This is a genomic window from Gilliamella sp. Imp1-1 (assembly GCF_001690415.1).
GTDB classification, from domain to species: Bacteria; Pseudomonadota; Gammaproteobacteria; order Enterobacterales; family Orbaceae; genus Gilliamella; species Gilliamella bombi.
The window spans coordinates 23851-48102 of the sequence record NZ_LZHK01000095.1; the positions used below are offsets into that span (position 1 = coordinate 23851).

22 protein-coding genes and 1 pseudogene are annotated in these 24252 nt (G+C 36.3%); 14 read left to right on the forward strand and 9 right to left on the reverse strand.

Annotated elements, in window-relative coordinates; all coding sequences use genetic code 11:
• Positions 1–163: 163 nt before the first annotated feature.
• Positions 164–697 carry a menaquinone-dependent protoporphyrinogen IX dehydrogenase gene (hemG, locus tag A9G38_RS08215; protein ID WP_080702340.1) on the reverse strand — a complete coding sequence of 178 codons (534 nt, stop codon included), beginning with the start codon at positions 695–697 and terminating at the stop codon, positions 164–166.
• Between the two features lie 139 nt (positions 698–836).
• Here hemG and glmU point away from each other — a divergent pair, with 139 nt between their 5' ends.
• The 3 genes from glmU to A9G38_RS08230 all read left to right on the forward strand — a co-directional run bounded on the left by glmU (position 837) and on the right by A9G38_RS08230 (position 4582).
• Positions 837–2222: a bifunctional UDP-N-acetylglucosamine diphosphorylase/glucosamine-1-phosphate N-acetyltransferase GlmU gene (gene glmU, locus A9G38_RS08220; RefSeq protein ID WP_034912726.1), complete on the forward strand. Its 1386-nt coding sequence runs from the start codon at positions 837–839 to the stop codon at positions 2220–2222.
• A 3-nt stretch (positions 2223–2225) separates the two neighbouring features.
• The gene (gene glmS, locus A9G38_RS08225) at positions 2226–4058 is read left to right on the forward strand and encodes a glutamine--fructose-6-phosphate transaminase (isomerizing) (RefSeq protein ID WP_034912729.1); all 1833 of its coding nucleotides are present in this window, start codon (positions 2226–2228) and stop codon (positions 4056–4058) included.
• A 95-nt stretch (positions 4059–4153) separates the two neighbouring features.
• Positions 4154–4582 (forward strand): hypothetical protein, encoded by a 429-nt coding sequence (locus A9G38_RS08230; protein WP_034912732.1) that lies wholly within the window; start codon positions 4154–4156, stop codon positions 4580–4582.
• Positions 4583–4808: 226 nt separating this feature from the next.
• Here A9G38_RS08230 and A9G38_RS08235 read toward each other — a convergent pair whose 3' ends face one another.
• Positions 4809–5390, reverse strand: coding sequence for a TetR family transcriptional regulator (locus tag A9G38_RS08235; RefSeq protein WP_051634236.1), 582 nt, complete (start codon positions 5388–5390; stop codon positions 4809–4811).
• A 511-nt stretch (positions 5391–5901) separates the two neighbouring features.
• On the opposite strand from A9G38_RS08235, the gene A9G38_RS08240 reads away from it, so the two are divergent.
• From A9G38_RS08240 to A9G38_RS08255, 5 genes are all read left to right on the forward strand, one after another.
• Complete coding sequence (locus tag A9G38_RS08240; protein ID WP_034912735.1) at positions 5902–6429, forward strand: hypothetical protein; 528 nt, start codon at positions 5902–5904, stop codon at positions 6427–6429.
• A 33-nt stretch (positions 6430–6462) separates the two neighbouring features.
• Positions 6463–7944 (forward strand): MFS transporter, encoded by a 1482-nt coding sequence (locus A9G38_RS08245; RefSeq protein ID WP_051634235.1) that lies wholly within the window; start codon positions 6463–6465, stop codon positions 7942–7944.
• 128 nt (positions 7945–8072) lie between these two features.
• On the forward strand, positions 8073–8522 hold the full coding sequence (locus A9G38_RS12055) for an IS3 family transposase (RefSeq protein ID WP_141671770.1): 450 nt from the start codon (positions 8073–8075) through the stop codon (positions 8520–8522).
• A 231-nt stretch (positions 8523–8753) separates the two neighbouring features.
• The gene (locus A9G38_RS12890; RefSeq protein ID WP_080702394.1) at positions 8754–8951 is read left to right on the forward strand and encodes an integrase core domain-containing protein; all 198 of its coding nucleotides are present in this window, start codon (positions 8754–8756) and stop codon (positions 8949–8951) included.
• A gap of 57 nt (positions 8952–9008) precedes the next feature.
• Positions 9009–11186 (forward strand): phage holin family protein, encoded by a 2178-nt coding sequence (locus tag A9G38_RS08255; protein ID WP_034915478.1) that lies wholly within the window; start codon positions 9009–9011, stop codon positions 11184–11186.
• Between the two features lie 48 nt (positions 11187–11234).
• Here the strand turns inward: A9G38_RS08255 and glyA (A9G38_RS08260) are convergent, their stop codons facing one another.
• Positions 11235–12491 (reverse strand): serine hydroxymethyltransferase, encoded by a 1257-nt coding sequence (gene glyA, locus A9G38_RS08260; RefSeq protein WP_034915475.1) that lies wholly within the window; start codon positions 12489–12491, stop codon positions 11235–11237.
• 417 nt (positions 12492–12908) lie between these two features.
• On the opposite strand from glyA (A9G38_RS08260), the gene A9G38_RS12060 reads away from it, so the two are divergent.
• Complete coding sequence (locus A9G38_RS12060; protein WP_141671772.1) at positions 12909–13097, forward strand: hypothetical protein; 189 nt, start codon at positions 12909–12911, stop codon at positions 13095–13097.
• 341 nt (positions 13098–13438) lie between these two features.
• Here the strand turns inward: A9G38_RS12060 and A9G38_RS08265 are convergent, their stop codons facing one another.
• Positions 13439–14854 carry a hypothetical protein gene (locus A9G38_RS08265; RefSeq protein ID WP_141671773.1) on the reverse strand — a complete coding sequence of 472 codons (1416 nt, stop codon included), beginning with the start codon at positions 14852–14854 and terminating at the stop codon, positions 13439–13441.
• Between the two features lie 292 nt (positions 14855–15146).
• Positions 15147–15278: pseudogene (gene glyA, locus A9G38_RS11765) on the reverse strand (serine hydroxymethyltransferase); the annotation flags it as partial.
• 222 nt (positions 15279–15500) lie between these two features.
• On the opposite strand from glyA (A9G38_RS11765), the gene A9G38_RS08275 reads away from it, so the two are divergent.
• The 5 genes from A9G38_RS08275 (at position 15501) to A9G38_RS08290 (ending at position 20532) form a co-directional block, all read left to right on the forward strand.
• Positions 15501–16427 (forward strand): TIGR01212 family radical SAM protein, encoded by a 927-nt coding sequence (locus tag A9G38_RS08275; protein WP_034915208.1) that lies wholly within the window; start codon positions 15501–15503, stop codon positions 16425–16427.
• 15 nt (positions 16428–16442) lie between these two features.
• Positions 16443–16727: a DUF2645 family protein gene (locus A9G38_RS12895; RefSeq protein WP_162162668.1), complete on the forward strand. Its 285-nt coding sequence runs from the start codon at positions 16443–16445 to the stop codon at positions 16725–16727.
• 240 nt (positions 16728–16967) lie between these two features.
• A complete protein-coding gene (locus A9G38_RS08280) occupies positions 16968–18092 on the forward strand; it encodes a glycosyltransferase family 4 protein (RefSeq protein WP_034915205.1) in 1125 nt (374 codons plus the stop codon).
• The gene (gene rfaP, locus A9G38_RS08285) at positions 18085–18888 is read left to right on the forward strand and encodes a lipopolysaccharide core heptose(I) kinase RfaP (protein ID WP_034915201.1); all 804 of its coding nucleotides are present in this window, start codon (positions 18085–18087) and stop codon (positions 18886–18888) included. The genes A9G38_RS08280 and rfaP overlap by 8 nt, the downstream gene beginning before the upstream one ends.
• Positions 18889–18903: 15 nt before the next feature.
• Positions 18904–20532, forward strand: coding sequence for a DUF2813 domain-containing protein (locus A9G38_RS08290; protein ID WP_034915198.1), 1629 nt, complete (start codon positions 18904–18906; stop codon positions 20530–20532).
• A gap of 92 nt (positions 20533–20624) precedes the next feature.
• On the opposite strand, the gene ettA is transcribed toward A9G38_RS08290, so the two are convergent.
• The 4 genes from ettA to A9G38_RS08305 form a co-directional block, all read right to left on the reverse strand.
• Positions 20625–22292 carry an energy-dependent translational throttle protein EttA gene (gene ettA, locus A9G38_RS08295; RefSeq protein ID WP_034915195.1) on the reverse strand — a complete coding sequence of 556 codons (1668 nt, stop codon included), beginning with the start codon at positions 22290–22292 and terminating at the stop codon, positions 20625–20627.
• Positions 22293–23208: 916 nt separating this feature from the next.
• Entirely contained in the window at positions 23209–23766 is a 558-nt protein-coding gene (locus tag A9G38_RS08300) for a hypothetical protein (protein WP_034915192.1), read from the reverse strand.
• 37 nt (positions 23767–23803) lie between these two features.
• The gene (locus A9G38_RS12065) at positions 23804–24052 is read right to left on the reverse strand and encodes a hypothetical protein (RefSeq protein ID WP_176713251.1); all 249 of its coding nucleotides are present in this window, start codon (positions 24050–24052) and stop codon (positions 23804–23806) included.
• Positions 24049–24252, reverse strand: a 204-nt coding sequence (locus A9G38_RS08305) for an IS3 family transposase (protein WP_141671775.1), incomplete at its 5' end; no start/stop codon positions are given. The genes A9G38_RS12065 and A9G38_RS08305, both read right to left, overlap by 4 nt.

Below are 24252 nucleotides of genomic sequence, written 5' to 3' on the forward strand. Positions count from 1 at the left end.
TTAAAATTCCAATTAGGAGACAGATTCTATAGGCGCAGTATTGTACACCTTTTTAGCCGAAATGTTGATCTATATCACAAAGTTTCTTTAAAAGAAGTTGAACACTTGATACCTTTAGAAAAATATCAATTTATTTGTAAAAAAGTTTCAGGTAACTATACGTTTAAGTATAAAACTGTTTGGCAAATTCATCTACCTTTGCCCAATCTGTATATTCAATAACTGGTTTTGTTACATCAGTATCACCTTTCCCTAACCACATAATAAAGCGGATCATATTGCGATCAAACCAATTATATTGAGGATAATAAAGCGCACCAGCAAAAACAGCAGTAAAAGCTGGTTTCCAGGCTATTTTAGCTAAAAACTTTTTAGTATATAAATTTGTTTCTGGTGTATTTTTATTGGGTTTTCTTGCAACCATATTTACCCCAAAAAATCCAGACTTCATACTATTTAACTGCTGATAATTCTTATCGATAAATGCTTTCATCACTTTGCTATAAAATCCATAACGAATCGAACTTCCCAATAAGGCTGCTTGGTATTGTGTCAAATCGATTTTAGTATCAGGTAAAAGTTCAATAACATCACAATCACATTGACCATTAAGTCGTGTTTTTATGCGTTGCATAATCTTAAATGTCTGTTTTTCATGTGTGGTATAAAGTAATAAAACTTTTATAGCGGAATTCATAACTTGCTGCCTCTTTTGTTAAACTCTTTGGTAAATATCAATTTTACTTTTTTTATGATAAAAATTAAAAGATTGGGGATGATTTTATTAAAAATTTTGATTATAGTGTTACGCTAATTCAACCAGATCGGAACCAATTATGGCAATTTCACCACCAAAGCTAAGTGCAATTATTTTGGCGGCAGGAAAAGGCACACGGATGCATTCCAACCTACCTAAAGTTTTACATAAAATTGGCGCCAAGCCGATGTTACAACATGTGATTGATACAGTTCAACAACTTAATACAAATCGCATCAATATTGTTTATGGACATGGCAAACAACAGCTTAAAGATGCGCTTAAAGAGCAACATGTGCAACTGGTATATCAAGCTGAACAACTAGGTACTGGTCATGCTGTGCAACAAGCTATCCCTTACATTCAAGATGACGAAGATATCTTAATTTTATATGGCGACACTCCGCTTATATCGGCTCAAACACTACAAACTTTAATTGCCAGTAAACCCCAGCAAGGTATCGCTTTATTAACTGTTATTCTTGAAGATCCAACAGGTTATGGTCGAATAGAACGCAAAAATGGCAAAGTTGTTGCTATTGTTGAACAAAAAGATGCTACACCAGAACAACAAAGAATCAACGAAATTAACACAGGCATAATGCTAGTTAACGGAAAATTATTGAAAAGTTGGTTATTACGTTTAACCAATAATAATGTGCAAAAAGAGTTCTACTTAACCGATATTATTGCTTTTGCTTACCAAGATGGTTATGAAATCTTAACCTCGCACCCAGTTCAACAATTTGAAGTTGAAGGTGTTAATAATCGCCTACAATTGGCAATGTTAGAAAGACAATATCAACACCTGCAAGCTCAAAATTTATTACTAGCGGGTGTAACACTGCTTGATCCAAATCGCTTTGACTTACGAGGCACACTATTGCATGGTAAAGATGTTACGATTGATTGTAATGTAATTATTGAAGGAAATGTCAAACTAGGCAATAACGTATTTATTGGTGCAGGCTGTGTCTTAAAAAATTGCTCAATTGATGACAATTCAAGAATCAGTCCGTATAGCATTATTGAAGATTCAACTATCGCTAAACAGTGCACTATCGGACCTTTCGCCCGTCTACGACCTGGTTCACAGCTTGATGAACAAGCCCATGTTGGTAACTTTGTTGAATTAAAAAAAGCACACCTAGGCAAAGCAAGTAAAGCTGGGCACTTAAGCTATCTTGGCGATAGCGAAATTGGTAGTAACGTTAACATTGGTGCAGGAACCATCACCTGTAATTATGACGGTGCAAATAAATTTAAAACTATTATTGAAGATGATGTGTTTGTCGGTTCTGATACGCAATTGATTGCACCTGTAAAAGTAGGTAAAGGTGCAACTATTGCAGCAGGCACAACGGTTACCAATAATGTAAATGAGAATGAGTTGGTCGTAAGTCGAGTTAAACAAAAACAACTTACTGGTTGGAAGAGACCAACAAAGTTAACTGATGAGGAATAAAATATGTGCGGAATTGTAGGAGCTATCGCCAAACGTGATATTTCTGAAATATTATTAGAGGGTTTAAAACGATTAGAATATCGGGGTTATGACTCGGCAGGACTGGCAATTATTTCACCACAAGGTGAATTACAACGCGTTCGTCGTGTTGGCAAAGTACAAGCACTTAAAGATGCCATTGAACAGCATCCACTAAAAGGATCTACAGGAATTGCTCATACTCGCTGGGCAACCCATGGTGAACCAGCCGAACACAATGCTCATCCACATGTATCTGATTTTATTGCTGTTGTGCATAATGGCATTATCGAAAATTTTGAACCACTGCGTGAAAAGCTAATCTCCAAAGGTTACCAATTTCGTTCAGAAACGGATAGTGAAGTTATTGCCCATTTAATTCATAACATCATATCAACAGAAGATTGTTCCTTATTTGACGCTGTACAAAAAGCCATTCCACAACTACGAGGGGCTTATGGTACAGTCATTATGGATACCCGCAATCCAGATATACTTGTCGCAGCACGTTCAGGTAGTCCATTAGTTATTGGTTGTGGCGTAGGTGAGAATTTTATCGCATCCGATCAACTAGCTCTACTACCTGTCACTCGCCAATTTATCTATTTGGAAGAAGGCGATATCGCACTTATTACTCACCGTACGGTGTCAATCTTAGACAAAAATCGTCAAGAAGTAACAAGGCCATGTATAGAATCTGATGCAAAATATGATGCTGGCAGTAAAGCTGGCTACAGTCATTACATGCAAAAAGAGATCTACGAACAACCTAATGCAATAAAAAATACGCTTGAAGGCCGCATGGTACATGGTAAAGTTGATTTTTCCGAACTTGGTGATGAGGCCAAAACCATCTTTAAACAAGTTGAGCATGTTCAAATTGTTGCCTGTGGTACTGCTTATAATGCAGGTATGGTTGCACGTTATTGGTTTGAAGCTTTAGCAGGAATTCCTTGTGATGTCGAGATTGCATCAGAATTTCGTTATCGAAATCCAGCTCGTCGCAAAAATAGTTTATTTATCACTCTTTCACAATCCGGTGAAACAGCTGACACACTCGCTGCATTGCGATTAGCCAAAGAAAATAATTACCTAAGCACCCTTGCTATCTGTAATGTGGCTGCCTCAACACTAGTGCGCGAAGCAGATTTAGTTCTATTAACCAAGGCGGGGGTTGAAATCGGTGTTGCGTCAACTAAAGCCTTTACCACACAATTAACGGTTTTATTGCTACTAGTTGTTAAATTAGGACGCATAAATAATATGGCTGAAAATACTGAGCAGGCTATTGTGCATGCGCTACAAATTCTACCAAACCGCATTGAGCAAGTGCTCACGGCAGAACCTCAAATTAAAAAACTAGCTAGTTATTTTGTTGATAAACATCATGCGCTATTCTTAGGTCGAGGTGATGAGTATCCAATCGCTATGGAGGCTTCGCTAAAACTCAAAGAAATATCTTATATTCACGCTGAAGCCTATGCTGCTGGTGAGCTCAAACATGGCCCACTTGCATTAATTGATGCGGATATGCCAGTGATTGTTATGGCACCAACCAACGAAATGCTAGAAAAATTAAAATCTAATATAGAAGAAGTTCGAGCGCGTGGTGGTCAACTGTATGTTTTTGCTGAACAAGATGCGGAATTTGTTAGTGATGACACCATGCACATCATAAGCCTACCCCATATTGAAGAATTTACTGCACCAATATATTACACGGTACCCACACAACTACTGGCGTATCATGTTGCTTTGATCAAAGGCACCGATGTCGATCAGCCTCGTAATTTGGCAAAATCAGTAACAGTAGAATAGATACGTAAACAACTTACTATTTTTATTTAACTGTGTTGTTATACTTATAGTGCGTAAATATTTTATTTGAATTATAACTATTTAAGGACTGATTCATGGGAATAGAATATAGTATCATTGCAGTGGATGACAGTGTTACACAAGATATTGTTTTAAATGCGTTTAGCTCGTATTGTACTAAAAAAAATGACGAAGAATATTTATTAGATTATGGTGATGAAGTTTATGAAGATATGATTATTTGCAATCATTGTACCTTATATCTATCCTTCAAAGAGAGTAGCAAGGAAATAATAGAGTCGATTGAAATTATTAAACCTTCTGATCATCTAGAGTTAGGAAAAGCCATCTTTTTACTTATTCATGAACATCCAATGTTTATTGCAGGTCCAGATTTTCCATTGATGACAGCAAATAAAAAATGTATAGATTTATTAAAAGTAGAAGATATTGAAACCTATGAAAATACCAAGTTAGTTTCGTCATTTGATGAATTCTCTAACCTTTTAACTGGTTACGAATAAATATAAATGACCTAAGAGCCGTCTGATTTTTATAAATTAAAGTAGTTGTATGACCATTTGTTTTTTGAACTCGTTAGTTGCTCTGCGCGAGGAATCGATTGCCACTGTTGTTACCTTCTCTTATTTTTTAGTTTATCATAACAATGACCTTATAAAACTGGTACTACTTAGTGTAGCCGATCCATTCATTTTGATGAATTGTAGTGGTAGTGCCTTCATCATGTATTTAATATACGCAGGGATAGTTCATTCCATTTTCTATAAGAACAAAGGTTTCATCTAATACATCATAAAATGGTGCAGAGTCCTTTTTCTCTTTCCATATATCATAGGCAGCACTATATACAAACTCTAATAGAGTCGATAATATCATTGGTCTCATATCATGCAAATGGTTTACCCCTAATTTTTTTGCAATTAATTCGGTAAGGAGTTGTTTTTTTGATTGTAATAATTCATTATTTTTTGCACGAATCGACGGATGATTCCGAATTAAATCTCTTAGTGTCTTAAATCTATTTGGATCTATTCCGTAAGCTCCCTCTTCACAGCATTTTGTTACATTTACCGATGATTTTCGTAATGCAAGTAATATGGATTCAGTTGCGGGTCTAAACTCTAAAGATGTGATAATTTCATCATATTCGACTAGCTGATAATCTAGAACCACATCCTCTTTACAGGAAAAATAACGAAAAAACGTCCTAGATGATACATCAGCAAGATCTGCGATATCATTTACGGTGGTATTATCAAACCCTTTTTGTACAAATAACTTGAATGCGGCTTCAACTAGCTCTTCTCGCATTTTTATTTTTTTTCTTTCTCGAAGAGAGTCGTTTGTTTTTGTCACGTATTAATGCTCCACTAAAATTTAAATTGAGTACTTCATTCTTATATGTCATACCTTTTAGTTACAGACTCTAACAGTATAAAGCTATATTAGATATGTAAGAAAATCTAAGTATTTTACTAATTATTCTTGTCAAGCAGCAATACTTTTCATATACTTAATATGTCACTTAATGACAAATTGCATGAATAGACAATTGTCGCTTAGTGATAAAGTTCGCAAAATGCCACCTTAATTGTAATTATCTCACTTGTATGGCTTTAATATAACAGTTTGGGTTTTTAACATAATTAAAAGGACCGTTGATATGGAATATATACCATTTAAAATTAATTACTCATTCCCCAAAAAAGATGAGTTATTCTCAAATATACCAAATTGGAAAATTAATTGCTCTCGAGCAGTATTATTAATTCATGATATGCAACATTTTTTCTAAATTTTTTTGAAAATGAAACTAAATAATATGAACGAGAATTTAGAATCAATTCTTTCAGATCAACCCACTTCATTTGCTATCGTTTATAGACCGAAATTAGACAACAACACAGTCGACGTATTTACTGGCAATTTTGCAACTTACGACACACTTGACGATATTTCGTTTGATTCTTTCGATTATAAACAAAATAAACTACATGATGTATTAGCATTAATCCCATTTAAACAAATTAAAGAGAAAGGATTCAAATATGTTGATGACGAAACTCCTCTTGTTGTAATGAAAATTAAACAACAAACAAAAATAATAGAAATGATAGAAGATCATAATCTACTTATCGAAAATGAACATTACAGTAATAGTGATAAAGAACATAAAAATCTTGTAGATAGTATCATTTCAAATGAAATTAACAACGGAATCGGAGCTAGTTTTGTTTTAAAGAGAACATATTTCGCTACTATCAAAGACTATAGTATCAAAAAAAAACTATCTATATTTAAAAAAAGCTTATTCAATATTCTTATTGATAATCAAGAATTAACTTTTTAAAAAAAATACTTTATCAGCTTAGGATAATTAATTATGACAGAAAAAAATCAAGACAGTTCAATTGTTAACTCGAAAGCAGATAAAAAAGCATGGTTTGGGTTAATAACTATATTAGCGTTAGTACTTTTGGTTTCAATGGATGGTTCTGTACTATATTTGGCTATGCCAAAGATTACATCTTCAATTTTACCTACAGCCGATCAGTCATTATGGATATTAGATATTTATGGATTTATTGTTGGCTCTTTATTAGTCGTATTTGGAAACATAGGAGATCATTATGGAAGACTACGATTAATTATATTTGGCTCAATAACTTTTGGTGTTGGTTCAATTTGTGCTGCATTTTCATCAAGTCCAGAAATGTTAATTATTAGTCGAGCGATTATGGGGCTAGGAGGAGCTACATTACTGCCATCAGGGCTTGCTATTTTAAGTAACTTATTTTTAAATCCAAAGCAGCTTGCACAAGCAATTGGAATATTTGCTGCTACATTTGCTGGGGGATTTGCAATTGGACCAATAATAGGTGGACTTCTTCTAAGTAAATTTGACTGGGGAGTTGTATTTTTTATTAATATCCCAGTAATTATTTTATTTTTGATCTTTTCTCCTATTTTTCTAAAAGAAGTTAAGCAAGTAAACTATGGAAAGATAGACATATTAAGTTTAGTTTTATCATTTGCAGGAATTTTATTATTCACTTATTCAATAAAAAACGCCGCAGCCTATGGTATATCTACTTTACAAATCACAATTGGTTTGATTGGTATCATAAGTTTAATTTGGTTTGTCAGAAGACAAAATCATATTAAATATCCACTGTTGAATGTATCTTTATTTAAAGATCGTGTTTTTTCAATTGCAATTGCTACAGGATTATTATCCTTGGTCGTATGGTCTGCTTCGGGCTATTTAACGGGTATTTATCTTCAATCTGTTCTAGGATTTGATGTCTTTACAGCTGCATTATTTGCTCTACCTGGTGCGTTTGTATTAATCATTACTTGTATCGTAACAAATAAAATAGCTGATCGTATTGGTAAAAAGAATTCTCTAGTCATGACTCATTTTTTCCTTAGCTTGGGAATAGCTATTCTATTATTTACAAATATAGAACACGGAGTTATTGCAGTAATAATTTCATCTATTATAGCTGGTGTTGGATATGGACTATCTTTTAGCCTAGTCGCAGAGATAGCTATTTCAGCAGTACCTCCTGCTAACGCCGGAGCAGCAGCTTCATTAGCAGAAACAAGTAACGAAATAGGAAATGCATTGGGAATTACTATCTTGGGTTCTTTAGCTGCATTTTACTTTAGAGTTTCTGGACCAAATGTTGCTGGAACATTAAATGAAACACTGGATTATCCGAATTTATCGATTGCATTAATCAATCAGGCAAAGTTTGCTTTTGTCGATGGAATGCACATTGCAATCCTTGTGGCAAGTGCACTAACTTTCATTGTCGGTATTTTAGCAATTTGTTGGATTCCTAAATCAATTTCTAAATAAATTTACGGGAGTTATTATGCGTTTGATCCATATAATATCTGACATAATGAAAACCGCAAGCTTAAGCAGATGTTTGCCGAACTGAGCTTAAAATCCCAGCTTCAGGAAGAAATCATAAAAAAGCTTTAGTGCCCACAAAGGCACGTAAAACGTGGGCACAGCAACTACAACAAAATCATTCTGTTACTATAGCTATGAGCTGCGCTATCGTTGGCTTAAGCCGTTGTGCTTACTATTATCAACCTAAGTTACAGGATGATTCGGTGATTATTTCGGTGTTGAATGCTATCACAGACCGGCATTTACGCTGGGGCTTTCCTAAATGCTTTAATCGTATCAGAAAGCTCGGCTATAAATGGAATCATAAACGGGTGTATCGGGTGTATTGCCAATTAAAGCTTAATCTCAGGATAAAGCGTAAAAAACGTATTCATCCACGATGCCCGGAAAGGTTATTAGTCCCCAATAAACAAGGTGAATGTTGGTCAATGGATTTTATGAGTGACAGTAGCCGTAATCAACGTCGCTTTAGAACATTCAATGTTATTGTCGTTTGTGGATTTACTCGGATCACTTAAATGAGTTTTATAATATTCAAGTGTATCATCCAAAAGTATAGATAAAAGTGAGGTAACTACTAATTCATCTTTTCCTATTTTATTCATTTAACAATCTCCTTTTCCATTAGGCTTTATTTTTCACTAGGTTCAACAGCGACTATATCATAAAGAAAGCGTAGCATTCACCGATTTGTTAAAATGCATAATAATCACATAAACCAAAAAGTCACTAAACCTAACTACCAATAAATAAATGGAAAAGCAGAAAGAGTGGTACGAACTTTAATGGAGATATGGCATAATCAGCAAATATCCGAAGATTCAAAAAATAGAAAACAAAAGTTTAAGCGATTTATTAGCTATTATAATACAATTAAATCTCATCAAGCGATATCCAGTAAAAAGCCTTATGAGTGTTTAGAGGGTTATTTTAGTCATGAAATGTAGACAACCCACTGTTTTCTTTTAACAAAGATATTATCAAATTTTTGTGTGGAGATTATTATGAGCCATATGTGGACATTTCAACGTGTTGGTGGGCTTGATCAAGTCGTATTTAAAAGTGCCAGTGATATTATCAATTTACCTGATTTAGATCCTAAATTATGGGTGGCTTTAAGTTGCCCAACAACAGGGTTGGATTTTGATGAACGAACCTTATCTCTACTCGATTCAGATAATGACGGACGTATTCGCATACCTGATATTTTAGATGCCATTAGCTGGACTTGCGATAAAATCAATTCATTTGATAGTATCTTAAGTACAAGTGAAACATTACTATTATCACAAATTAACGCATCGACCCCGCAAGGAAAAAAATTATCAGTCACCGCACAAAGCATTTTAGCTAGCTTAAATAAAAAAAATGTGGATTATTTAACACAAGATGATATACAACAATCAATAAAAATCAATGCTGACAAACTTTATAATGGTGATTTAATCTTTCCTCCATCAAGCGAATTGTCACCAAACATGCAAATGTTTATTACAACAGCAATCAAAACTACTGGTGCACAAAAAGATATGAGTGGGCAAGATGGCATTGATTTAAACATAGCAACCACCTTTGTTGAAAATCTACAAACGTGGTTACAATGGCAAACAAAAATAAGTAATACGCAAACCCCATTTGGTGAAAATACCGCAGAAATTTGGAAACTAATTCAGCTATTAAAACCCAAAATTGATGATTATTTTTTACGTGCTGAATTAGCACAATACGCCCCTCAAGCGCAAACGGCACTTAATGTCGACGAAAAATATATTGTACCAACACAAAACGGATTACTATCTGAAGAAGAATTAGCCGAATTACCGCTATCCAAAATCGACACCACTGATACTCTAGATCTAGTCAATGGGCTAAATCCACTTTGGAAAGCTAAAATCAGCCGATTTAAGGCATTAATAGAATCATCATTATCCAACCCAGACCAACTAACACAACAAGAATGGCAAAATATAAAACAAAGCTTGCAAGCATATACCACACTTATTAGCACTAAGCCCGAAATGGCACAATTAACCGTTGAAATTGAGCCTTCGGCCAATATAGATGATATTCCTATTAGCATCATTACCAACCTAGCTAACAATGATTTACTGACCGAATTTGAGAAAATGGTTGAACAAGATAATCAAACACCAATATCTGCCTCAGATATTCTAGTGCTAGAAAAATTAGTCCTATTTCATAAACATCTTTACCGTTTGCTAGTTAACTTTGCCTCTTTTGCAGACTTCTTCCAGCCTGAAACACGAGCAGCATTTCAACTTGGTAAACTCTACATTGATGGTCGCTGTGCAACACTTTGCGTTGCGGTCGATAATATTGCCAAACACGCAACCATGGCAAATTATTCTGAACTCTGTTTACTTTATTGTGAATGCACTAGACATGGAGAAAAACAGCTAATTGCAGCAGCAATGACAGCAGGACAAGGTGATTTATTAATTGAAGGTCGCAATGGTGTGTTTATTGACAATAAAGGTAACGATTGGGATGCCAATGTTGTTAAAATAATCACTAAGCCAATCAGCATCCAACAAGCAATTTGGGCTCCTTATCAACGTATGGGGCGTGTGATTACCGAACAAATTAACAAATGGGCAAGCAGCAAAGATGCCGATGTTGAAAAATCAAGTGAACAAGCACTACAAAATCCAGCTAATAAATTTGATATTGGTAAAAGTGTAGGGATTTTTGCTGCAATTGGTTTAGCCATTGGCGCAATCGGCACAGCATTAGCCACAATATTCCAAGCCATTTTTGCACTAGCTTGGTGGCAAGTACCTTTAGTTTTTATTGGGTTATTTCTAATTATTTCAGGACCTTCTGTTATTTTAGCATGGTTAAAATTACGTCGAAGAACGCTTGGGCCATTACTAGAAGCATCTGGTTGGGCAATTAATGGGCAAGTCAAAATTAATTTAATGCTAGGAAGCTTGCTCACTAGCAAAGCCCAGCTCCCTACCAATGCAAAACGTAATTTGCACGATCCAATGAAACAACGTCACAACAAATTAGTTATTATTTTTTGGTTAGCAATTTTACTTAGTATTGGAGTTACAGGAGGCTGGTTATGGCATGAAGGTTACCTTGACCGCTATATCGAACAGCACAAACAAGCACAAACCCAAAACAAAACTGACACAAATGCCAATATTGGTAAATAAAATCAAAAAACCATTTCGCCGACAACCGTCGGCGAAATGAAACAACCATTAATGCTGATAAACCGGCAAACGACAGCAAATTGCAAGCACCTTTTCTTTCACAGCTTGGATGTTTTGCTCGTCATCGATATTATCTAAAACATCACAAATCCAATTAGCTAAATCTCGCGACTCGGCTTCTCTAAAGCCTCGGCGAGTAATAGCCGGCGTACCGATACGCACACCAGATGTTACAAATGGGCTTTGTGGATCTTTTGGTACACTATTTTTATTAACGGTAATATTAGCACTACCTAAAGCCGCATCAGCTTCTTTACCTGTAATATTTTTATCGACTAAATCAATTAAAAACAGATGGTTTTGTGTTTCACCAGAAACTACTTTATAGCCACGTTGCAAAATCACCTCGACCATAGCTTTAGCGTTTTTCACCACTTGTTGTTGATAGATTTTATACTCAGGCTCCATCGCCTCTTTTAACGCAACTGCTTTAGCGGCAATTACATGCATTAAAGGACCACCTTGCGCTCCTGGAAAGACAGCCGAATTTAACTTTTTATATAATTCTTCACTACCACCTTTAGCCAAAATCAAACCGCCACGAGGACCACCTAAAGTTTTATGAGTTGTAGTAGTAACAACGTGAGCATAAGGAACTGGATTTGGATAAACACCTGCCGCAACTAGCCCTGCCACATGCGCCATATCCACAAACAAATAAGCCCCCACACTATCGGCGATTTCGCGCATACGTTGCCAATCCACTACACCAGAATAAGCCGAAAATCCACCAATAATCATTTTAGGTTTAGATTCTTGGGCTGTTTTAGCTAACTTGTCATAATCAATACGCCCTGATTCATCAACACCATAATCCACAACATGATAAAGTTTACCCGAAAAGCTAACGGGCGAACCATGCGTCAAATGCCCACCTTCAGACAAATTCATACCTAAAACAGTATCGCCTGTATTTAAAAGCGCCATATAAACGGCAAAATTAGCTTGTGAACCTGAATGCGGCTGCACATTAGCATAATCAGCACCAAATAAAGCCTTAGCACGATCAATTGCTAATTTTTCAACAACATCAACATACTCACAACCACCATAATAACGTTTTCCGGGATAACCTTCGGCATATTTATTGGTTAATTGCGAACCTTGCGCTTGCATTACTCGTGGGCTGGTGTAGTTTTCTGATGCGATCAGTTCAAGGTGATCTTCTTGGCGCTGTTCTTCACCTTTAATAGCATTCCACAATTCCGCATCATAATCGGCAATAGTCATATCTTTACTAAACATGTTGGATCCTTATCATCAATTATTTAGTTTGTCAGATTTTGCTTTATCGTTTGCAAAAATGGGTATTACACTTATATGGTTACTTAACAACCAAACGATTTCAATCTTTTTTTATGAGTTATAAGTAATATTAATACATTGCAATAAAATAGTACTGCAACTTTTAAAAGAAATAACTCACATAAATAACATTGCTTAATAGCATCATTTGAACAATTCAAATCTAGTCATAAGAATACTGATTTTATTTAGCATATTTAAAAAAACAATAAAATCAATAGGTTTACATAACCAGCTTTTGGAGGGTAACTGTGTTGCCATTCCACTGTATTGTTTTTTTATAAAAAGTAACTTATAAAAACCACTCAAGGTTATGTTGTCTGTTTTGTTTCGGCGTCTGAATGTGCCGACAACAGAGTGAGGTTAGCACGCCAAACAGGGATGTTTGGCGAGTTTGCACTACGTCTGACAAATTTGTCTGAAACAAATTTGACCATCTTAGCAAAGCCAAAGCGAAGATGGTCTCGAAAAGGCGAGTGTCAGGATGATACAAGTAATCCCACAAACGGTGCGTTAAGACCGATCGACGGCGAAGGGGCGCCGTAGACACATTATACGCTAAAGCGTGGGATTGCAAAAGGAGTTCGCTCTAATTCCCCTTGCTAGGAAGTATTCAAGATAGCTATTTTATTCCCCAAAGGTCAATACGTCCGAAACCTTGCCGAACTAAAATAGACCACAGCTTTAAACCGCCACAGCGTAATACTGGACTACCTGCCGCGCTTTCTGCGTCGGCGGCGGGGGGCGGCGCTATTGTGGCTGTGCCACAACGGCGCAACCCTAAGGGAAACGCCCCAACTTACGCGGGGGCTTTATTCTTGTCTATATTATCCTCTCAAGCACCGTCCCCCCCCCGCGCCTAAGGATTAAGAATTAAACGCTAAAAGCTAAAGTGCGGTGCAAACAGCGTAATTGCTGTAGCTGGCGCTGCCGTCGAGGACGCCGCCGTCGCCCGAGGTGATAGCAAACTGATTGCTACCTGCCGCGTCGCTTGTCCAGTAGAGGTCGTCGACGAAGCCCGCATCAGCGTAGTTGTACATGCTGCCCCACTCCGTGAAAAATCCAGCACCTATGTGACGCTGGTAATAATTACCTGATGAACTAGGTGCTGCGCCTGAAATAGGAAGACTAGCTCTTCTGACCGCATTGGTTAAATCACTTACCCTAGGCATTCGATAACCCAAACTATTACACCATGCTGTTTGATTAGAAACGTTAGTTTTTTGAGCACCACGATTAACGAACCACTGCTTTAAGACAAATCCATACTTCACTTCATTACCACTTCTATCCCTACCGACTAACTCAAAGGTCTGTGGAAAAGATGGACGTGCTAGTGAACTTGGAAGACTTGAACTTATTTGAGCACTATCAGCTTTAGGACCATGCAACGTTACCCTTGTTACATATTTTGATTTATCCCTAATCCATCTATCAATGTCAGAATTATTTTGGTCTGAGACTGGCAACCTCCAATTCACCGTTGCCGTTATATCACCACGTGTGGTAACTGTCCAACCCAACAGGCTTGCATCAAGCCCACCTATATCCAAATCAAAATACAAGCCATCTGAACCTGTAGTAGGAAAATTTCTGTCGTAAGATGATGGACTTGTTGACTGAACTAAAAAACCCTTAGCTGGATCCCATATGTTAGCAGGACCTGCGTAGATTTGGTCGTCCCAACCCAAGCCAGTTGTTCCACCCAACAACAAATTCGGCCTGACCGCACAAATAACGGGCGGTGACGGTAAAGTGATATAATACTCCGCTGTTCCTCCACTAAAAGTACTACTTCTTGGCTCACCATACTGCGTAGCTAAATTCCCTTCAGTACTACTTAAAGTTACCTTATAAGGTGCTTTACATATATCTAATGCATCACCACGACTAACGGCACTACCATCTTTATCCGTAAATAATACCGATATACTTCCCGATGCTACAACACCGTTTACACCCTGTCCATCACCATCATCATCTCCCCATTTACCTTGGGTCACTAAATCATTTATATTTATTGAGTCGCTTGATGGCGGGACTATCATTTCAATATCAGCCAAAGTATCCCCTATATTCGGTAACTTGATTGGCGCTGTCGGTGATGAAGAATTATTTTGCGATGTAAATGTTCGACCATCTGATAACTTAATACCTAATAAATCCTCTGTTTTAGTCACTTTAGTAACACCGCCATCAAAGGTTAAATAAGGCGCAGTACCGTGAATGCGCTCAGAAGTTGTGGCTGATAATGCCTGCGATTCTAAGGAGTACGGCAATAACAACAACGGCACTAATGCCAATGGGATTTTTAAAGATAGTTTTGTGAATAATTTCGATGATAATTCGAGTGATAATTGCGATGATATAAATGAGTTTCGTGTAAAAACTCGTCGAATAGGATTATTTGATAAATTTGAGACATAGGTTTGCTTGTGCCTAAAATGGTACTACATTTTGCTCCTCCTGTCAAGTGATATTTTGTTTTATTTCGATTTTTTTATAATTATCCGCTTATTTAATAAGCTTATCTTTCTAAAGCGATTAAAGTATAGCCGCTTAAGAAATAGTTGGCTAGTTTTTTGGCGGAATTTTTTGTAAAGAAATGTAAATAAATTTAAAGAAACATTTAGCACGATCAATTGTCAATTTTTCAACAACATCAACATATTCACAACCACTATAATAACGTTTACCAGAATAACCTTCAGCATATTTATTGGTGAGTTACATGTTAACTCCTAGTTATTAATCGCAACAAACCTTAAACGTTGTCGTACACTACAGTATAAAAAAACAACACTAATTATCCTTACTTAATCAGCGCTCAATTTCAATCTTTTTTTGAGTTATAAAAAATATTTATATATTGTTGAAATGTAGTATTATGGATAGGATATGGCTTACAAGACATATTGATAAAATAATTAAAATTTTATTTGGTTTATAATGCAACTTCATTTAGTCGTTAATACATTTGGTTCCGATTTACAACGTCGCTATGGCGAAAAGATCTATAAACTTACTTTACATGGTGGCTTTAGCTGTCCCAATCGAGATGGCACTATTGGTCAAGGTGGTTGTACTTTTTGTAATGTTGCCTCAATCATTGATGAATCTATTCAGGTTAAATCAATTTCTGAGCAATTAACTTCGCAAGCCCAACAAATGAAAAAATCTAAACGATACCTTGCTTATTTTCAGGCTTATACCAGCACCTACGCCGAAGTTGAAATTCTAAAAAATATGTATGAAGAAGCCCTGAATAGTGCGGAGATTGTTGGGCTTTGTGTTGGTACTCGCCCTGATTGTGTTCCTGATGAAGCGCTTGATTTGCTTGCGCATTATCAATCCAATGGCTATGAAGTTTGGTTAGAACTTGGTTTACAAACTGCTCATAACAAAACCTTACACGATATTAATCGAGGGCATACTTTTGATGATTATTATCAAACCGTACAAAAGGCACGCAAGCTTGGCATTAAGGTCTGTACTCACTTAATTATTGGTTTACCCAAAGAAACCAAACAGGATAATTTTATAACTCTTGAGCGTGTACTTGAAAGTGGCGTGGATGGTTTGAAACTGCATCCTTTACATATTGTTGAAGGCAGTATTATGGCAAAATCTTGGCGAGCTGGGCGGATTGCTGTATTGTCATTAGCTGAATATGTCGATATTGCTGGTGATATCATTCGCCAAACTCCAGCAAATATTTTGTATCATCGCATATCAGCTAATGCCAGAAAACCAACTTTACTCGCCCCTGATTGGTGTGAAAACCATTGGCAATCGATGAATGCCGTTGATCACAATTTACGCCAGTTTGGTGCTCAAGGTAGTGCTATTGGTGATAGTTACTTTTTTAAATCATAAGTGGATTTAATGATTATGAAAAAGGGCATTCTTTCATTTATCTACTTTGTCCTTTTATTAATAATTATTAATTTATTTTCAACCGATAAATATGAATGGATGATTTTTACAGATGATCCAGACAACTTTTGCACGTTACCATTAGGTGGAAGAAATAGTGAGGACGTTTTTCTTATCCTTACCATTCCCTTAATTTTGAGTTTATTTTTTATCAAAAATAGAAAAATAAGATATATCTATTTGTCCCTTGCTATTCTTTATTGTTTTTGGTCATTCTTTTTACGTTTTCAATGGTGTTAACAATTTTATTTAAAATTATTATAGCTTGGGAGATTATCAATAGCGCAACGCACCCACACTAAGAATAAAACAAAACTATAATGGTATAGACTCTTGAATTATTTTTACAAATGACAGTATGCTTAATCAACTGTCACAATGAGCAAAACTTTCTAGCAAATTTGGTTTTATAAAAATCAAACTTTGCACCCAAATAAATACTAAGTATATAATACTCCTTTCAAACTTGAGACAATCTGCATGCAACTGGCTTTTTGTATTTATAAATATTTTCCTTTTGGTGGTTTGCAACGTGATTTTTTGCAAATAGCTAAAGCTTGTCAAAATCGAGGACATAATGTTCGTGTTTATGTCATGGATTGGCAAGGCGATGTACCTTGTGGGTTTGACATTATTTGGGTACCTAAAAAGGGCTTATCCAACCATAGCCGTAATCAATCTTATTACCGTTGGGTGAAAGCTCATTTACAAGCAAATCCTGTTGATTGTGTGGTTGGCTTTAATAAAATGCCTGATTTGGATGTTTATTTTGCGGGTGATACTTGTTATGCCGAAAAGGTGTCACACAAGGGCTTTTTATATAAATGGTCAAAACGCTGTAAGCACTATTTAGCTTTTGAAGATGCAGTATTTAATCAACAAAGCCACACTAAAGTTATGGTACTAACAAAACAGCAAATTAGTGACTTTGAGCGCTATTACCATACTGATCGATCACGCTTTTACCTATTGCCACCCGGTATTGCGCAAGATCGTCAATATCATTCCCAATCAACGGCTAAAGGTAAGCAATTTAGGCAAGCCAACCAAATTGATGAGCACAATTTTGTTATTGTGCAAATTGGATCAGATTTTAAGCGTAAGGGAGTGGATCGTTCTTTAACCGCCATTGCCGCACTACCTTGCGATTTGAAGCAAAAAGTGACTTTTTTAGTGGTGGGGCAAGATAATCCCGAAGCTTATCAAAAACTGGCTAAGCAACTCGGCATTGAGTATCAAGTCCGTTTTTTTGCAGGGCGTAATGATATCCCTGACTTTTTATTTGCGGCAGATTTGCTATTGCACCCTGCAAGGCAAGAAGCAGCCGGTATGGTGCTTATTGAAGGGTTAGCCGCTGGGGTGCCGGTGATTGTGTCAAGCATTTCGGGCTATGCTTATCATATTGATGATGCCAATGCTGGTGTTGTGCTTGATGAGCCTTTTGTACAATCGGCGCTAAATGAGGCCTTGCAAAATGCTATAACAAATCACGATCAGTTATTAACATGGCATCAAAACGCAATACATTATGGTAAAACCGCTGATTTATACCATTTAGCACAGCGTGCCACAGAGATTATTTTAGGTTGTGATAATCATGAATGAAATTAAGTTAAAATCGCCTTTTGAGCAGTTATGGGCTGATAAAGATCCCTTTGCAGAAGTTGAGTTAATATCAGGCAAAGTCTATCGAGCGGTTAAGCAACGTAAGACGTTGAATTTTGAGCTTGGTGGCGAATCATATTTTATTAAAATTCATCGAGGCACCACAGTGAAAGAGATTGTTAAAAATCTTATTTCGTTACGTTTGCCTGTTTTGGATGCTAAGCAGGAATGGAATGCGATTGAGCGTTTGGAGCAAGTTGGCGTTAGTACGATGGATGGGCGAGCATTTGGTCGTAAGGGGCTAAATCCGCTGACTCGTCATTCATTTATTGTGACCAAAGATCTTAACCCGACTGTGAGTTTAGAAGATTTTACTAAGCCATGGTTAACTAACCCACCTAGCTATCATATAAAGCGTTCTTTAGTTATTTATTTGGCAAAAATGGTGGCTCGAATGCATGCCGCTGGGGTTAATCATCGTGATTGTTATTTGTGTCACTTTTTGCTTGATATTCTGCTTTTTGAAAATCATCAGCAAATAAAATTATCGGTGATTGATTTACACCGAGCTCAAATCCGTAAAACCGTTCCTGTTCGTTGGCGTGATAAAGATTTAATTGGGCTTTATTTTTCAGCCATGAATATTGGGCTAACTGATCGTGATATTTGGCGTTTTTTGAAAGTGTATTTTAATCAACCTTTAAAAACGATTTTGCGTAATGAAGCTAAGTTAATTACTAGTACGCATCAAAAAGTTGAACGAATTCGTAAAAGGACAGAAAAGTATCATCTTTAACAATAAGGATACGCTATGTTTATTGAACAAATTGATATTTCCGGATTTAAAGGTATTAGTCAACTATCTTTAAAATTAAATGCAAGTTCTAGCGTACTAATGGGTGAAAATCGTTGGGGGCGGTCAAGTTTAATCAGCGCTTTGCAATTGTTATCACTAGATAACACATTTTACCAATTTGTCGATTCCGATTTTTATCATGATCAATACCAATGTTATGGCGATAATATTATTATTAAAATCACTTATTGCCAATCACACTTACATGAATTAAATAATCAAGATTATCAACCATTACGCTCGGTTTCGTATCAATCACACCAAGATAATCTGCATCGTATCACTTATCAAATTTCTGCCAATAAACAAAATAACCAAATTATAACACAACATAAATTGCTCAATGCACAAGGCAATCCTTTTAATATAGAAAACGAAAAATTATTAATTGCAACATTAATCAAACTAAATCCAGTAATGACACTTAAAAACGCAATTAATCCAGAGCAATTAACTGTTACTAACGAACCATTATCCGAACACTACATTAGCCAACTTTCAAACCAACTAAAAGCCCATTCAGCCGAATTAACCCAAGATGAATTAGCTCGAGGCCTACAAGCCGCACGCTCATTATTAGAGTATTATTTTGTCGATCAAGCACACCGCAATCATTACAAACAAAAAAATGCCAAAAGTACACCAAGAGCAGAAGATTGGAATGTTTTGGAACAAATTAATGATGTATTGGATAATCTTGATAATGATTATTTACGAACGGTATTTTTAGGAGTTTTCGGCTCTATTATTGATGCTAAAGGGAATTATTCACTTTCACAAAGTTCAATGCCTATTTTAATTTTAGAAGAGCCTGAAAGTTTGTTACATCCAATCATTTTATCCGTTGCATTTCGCTTACTAAAAAACTTCCCTACACAAAAAATTATCACGTCTAACTCAAGTGATCTGGTATCGTTATTTTCATTAGAACACCTTTATCGTTTAATTCGTCTGCCAGATAAAATTATTGCCAAATACATTGAACCTTATTTATTAAGCGTTAGTGATAATCGTCGTATTGCGTTTCATATTCTTTATCGCCGATCAAATGCCTTATTTGCACGATGTTGGTTGTTAGTCGAGGGCGAAACCGAAGTGTGGTTGTTACGTGAACTAGCAGAACAAAGTGGTTATCATCTGAGTTCAGAGGGAGTTCAGCTTATTGAGTTTGCTCAGTGTGGTTTAAAACCGCTTATAAAATATGCCAATAAAATGGGAATTCATTGGTATGTAATTACCGATGGGGATATGGCGGGTAAAAAATATGCCGATACGGTAAAATCGTTATGTGGTGAAGATAAAAATCCTAATGATTACTTAACGGTTTTACCTGCGCGAGACATTGAAAACTTTTTATTTAAACATGGTTTTAGTCATGTCTATAAACTTGCCGCTTATAATACAACACAGCATATTGATCTGCCTGTACATCAAATTATTCAAAAAGCAATTCATAAAAGTTCAAAACCTGATCTTGCGATTGCCATTTGTGATGATGCAAAATCACGTGGTATAAACGCTATACCGCGTTTGCTAATGGATACTTTTTCGAGAATTATTAGTTCATCTAAAGGGTTAGTTTAGATAATTACATTTTGAAAAATATTTAAAATCGCTATCAAGAAGATAAAACAATTCCGCCAATATAAATCGGCGGAATAAAATAAAAATTAATTCTATTTGGAGATTCGTTTATATTTAGCACGTTTAGGCTCTAATGCTTCAGCACCCAATGTGCGCTTTTTCCATTCTTCGTATTCGGTAAAGTTACCTTCAAAGAATTCCACATGTCCTTCGTCTTGATAATCCAAAATATGGGTCGCAATACGATCTAAGAACCAACGGTCATGTGATATCACTAAAGCACAACCCGGAAACTCTAATAATGCGTTTTCAAGCGCACGTAACGTTTCAACATCTAAATCATTGGTTGGTTCATCGAGTAGTAATACATTACCACCCACTTGCAATAATTTAGCTAAATGTACACGCCCACGTTCACCACCTGAAAGTTCACCTACACGCTTTTGCTGATCAACACCTTTAAAGTTAAAACGACCAACATAAGCACGACTTGGTATTTCAAAATTACCAATACGCATAATATCTTGACCGTTTGAAATTTCGTCCCAAACTGTTTTTTTGTCGTCCATACTGTCACGGAACTGATCAACTGATGCAAGTTGCACTGTTTCACCCAAAGTAATCGTGCCTGAATCAGGTTGTTCTTTGCCTGATAGCATTCTAAATAGGGTTGATTTCCCTGCTCCATTTGGACCAATAATGCCAACAATTGCCCCTTTAGGAATACTAAAAGATAAGTTATCAATCAGCACACGATCACCATACGATTTAGTTAGATTGCTTACTTCAATCACTTTATCGCCTAAACGCTGTCCAGCTGGAATAAAGAGCTCGTTAGTTTCGTTACGTTTTTGGTAATCGTTACTGTTGAGTTCTTCAAAGCGAGCTAGGCGGGCTTTGCTTTTTGCTTGGCGCCCTTTCGGATTTTGTCGTACCCACTCGAGTTCTTTTTCGATCGATTTACGACGTGCCGATTCGGTCGAGGCTTCTTGCGCTAGGCGCTGATCTTTTTGTTCAAGCCAAGATGAGTAGTTGCCTTCCCATGGAATGCCTTCACCACGGTCAAGTTCTAAAATCCAACCTGCAACGTTGTCTAGGAAGTAGCGATCGTGAGTTACTGCAACAACCGTACCTTCGTAGTCATGTAAGAATCGTTCTAACCATGCTACCGATTCGGCATCTAAGTGGTTGGTCGGTTCATCCATTAATAACATATCAGGCTTTTCAAGTAATAATTGACAAATTGCTACTCGACGGCGTTCACCACCTGATAAATTTTCAATTTTCGCATCCCAATCTGGCAAACGTAGTGCGTCAGCGGCTCGCTCTAACTGGTTATCCAGATTGTGAGCATCTTGCGATTGAATAATGGCTTCAAGCTCCGCTTGTTCTTTGGCTAATTTGTCAAAATCGGCGTCAGGATCAGCATAAGCGGCATATACTTCATCTAATCGAGCCAATGCTTGTTTAGCCTCACTAACCGCTTGCTCAATGGCTTCACGCACAGTTTGTTTAGGATCTAATTTCGGTTCTTGGGGTAAATAACCAATTTTAATATCAGGTTGTGGGCGTGCTTCGCCTTCAATTTCGGTATCAACACCCGCCATAATTCGTAGTAAAGTGGATTTACCCGCTCCATTTAAACCGAGTACACCAATTTTTGCACCCGGAAAAAAACTTAAAGAAATATCTTTTAAAATATAGCGTTTAGGGGGAACAATCTTCCCTACGCGATTCATGGTATAAACATATTGCGCCATAAAACATCATCCGTTAATTTTGTTTAAAAATAGCAAACCATATCAGTTGCTATATAATTGATGGCATATATTGTAATGATTCTGAGCATCGGGTCTAGGGTTATTTTTGAGAATATAGGTAAATCAATATTCGCTATACACAAAACTTAATGTAGGACTTGTATATGCATATTCATGCTTCGCCACAATGACCATAATGGTAACGGTGAAAAAATAGGAATAATTTCTAATCTAACGCCTACGCTTTTAAGAGGGTCACATACCGACACCATCTCTGGAAATCAAAAGATAGACATAACACCCTTATAGATAACCTTTAGCATGTAATAGAGATACCCAGAAATTTTTGTATCCCTCAACTCAATAATGTCATAGTCCAGTTGATCATTAAAAACCGTTTTCCCATTTATTAGTTAGCTATCAATTTAAAAATGACTTTTAAATTTGATAGCATTTATTTAACCCATAACGACTGATAAATATCCAAGACTAATATGATCAAAATAAAATGCGACGTTGAAGTAAAAAATAACTTTTATGTTAAGCTTTATAAGACTTGCGCTAATTAATCTGGTTGTGGAAAAAATAAAGAAATAGATTTAATATCTATAAGAAAAAGGCTTTATAAAAAGCATAATCATTTTCAAATACTCGTAATAGACAACAACATTAGTTGCCCATTACGGTTTTAGTAATTATTTTATAACACTATACTACTCATTACTCACTATCTTTTAAGGTGCTACACAGACTACCCTGTGGGTTGTGAACAATGAAATATTATTAATACGTCTGAACATCCTCAAATCTTGGAGTGACACACATAAACCAATAAGATAATCATCAATTAATGAATGGCTATAAAACAAACAGAGCAATAATCCTATTTTAAACATCGATTTGATTTATAAAGTTTTTATGGTAAATTTTCACCTCGACAAAATGTTTGAGAGGACTGTCCATTATCGAGGATATATTGATCACCAATAATCCAACTTTTTAGAGGCGATCCATCAACAGCAAAAGGCTTATCGGCTCGATACATTTCAGATGTCCAAATAAAAGACCCACCGTTATGATATCGGTAGACGCCTCCCCATTCTCCTAGAAATGTACCTAAATCACGGGAAGGTCTATATGTCCTTGGTGTAGGAAGTGTAGCAGTACCTTCTGGTAAATCAGCATCAAGTGAATTAATTAATTCATTCCTTCTATACATATATTTTTGTCGCCAAGATTTTCCCTCGTCAGAAAAATCATTAACTTGTTCTCGTGTTGTTGCTGGTATTGCATGACCATCAATAATTTTACGACATTCATCAAACGCCGGGTAGCTACCACCTGTCCATGTAACAAAACCTTTACTTGTATCATCCTTATTATGATCAATAAGAATTGCCCATTTTTTAGGTATCGGAAGAGTCACTTTACCAATATTTTTCCAACTGTTACCGTTATCTTCTGTGTACTCCATATTAATGGTTAATGGAGTCTTCGGTTTAAGACGACTATTATAAACAACCTGACAACCTTTCCCTTCCGTTTCCTGATAAAGTTACCCAATTATTGATATTGCTAGCATCAAGTCTACAACGGTATTTTGACTGTTCATTCCCTGAACCTATTAAGTCAAACTTAATCCCTTTGAAACCAGTGATAGGTCGAAATGACTCGGCTATAAATCCTACACGAAATCGATTAACCTCCTTATAACCAGCACCACTCCATAATGCCGAGTTGGAATGGCAACACATTTTCAAACAAAAAAATTAAGGGGTAAGTGTTTTTTAAATTCAATGGGAGGCAAGTAGCCTAACGAAGAATGTAATCGTTTATGATTATACCAATAGGCATAAGCCGAAAAAGCGCGTTGTAACTCAGCCGTTGAGTTGAAACGTTGGCCTTTTACAAATTCCGTTTTAATTGTTTTAAATGTCGCTTCCGCTACCGCATTGTCATA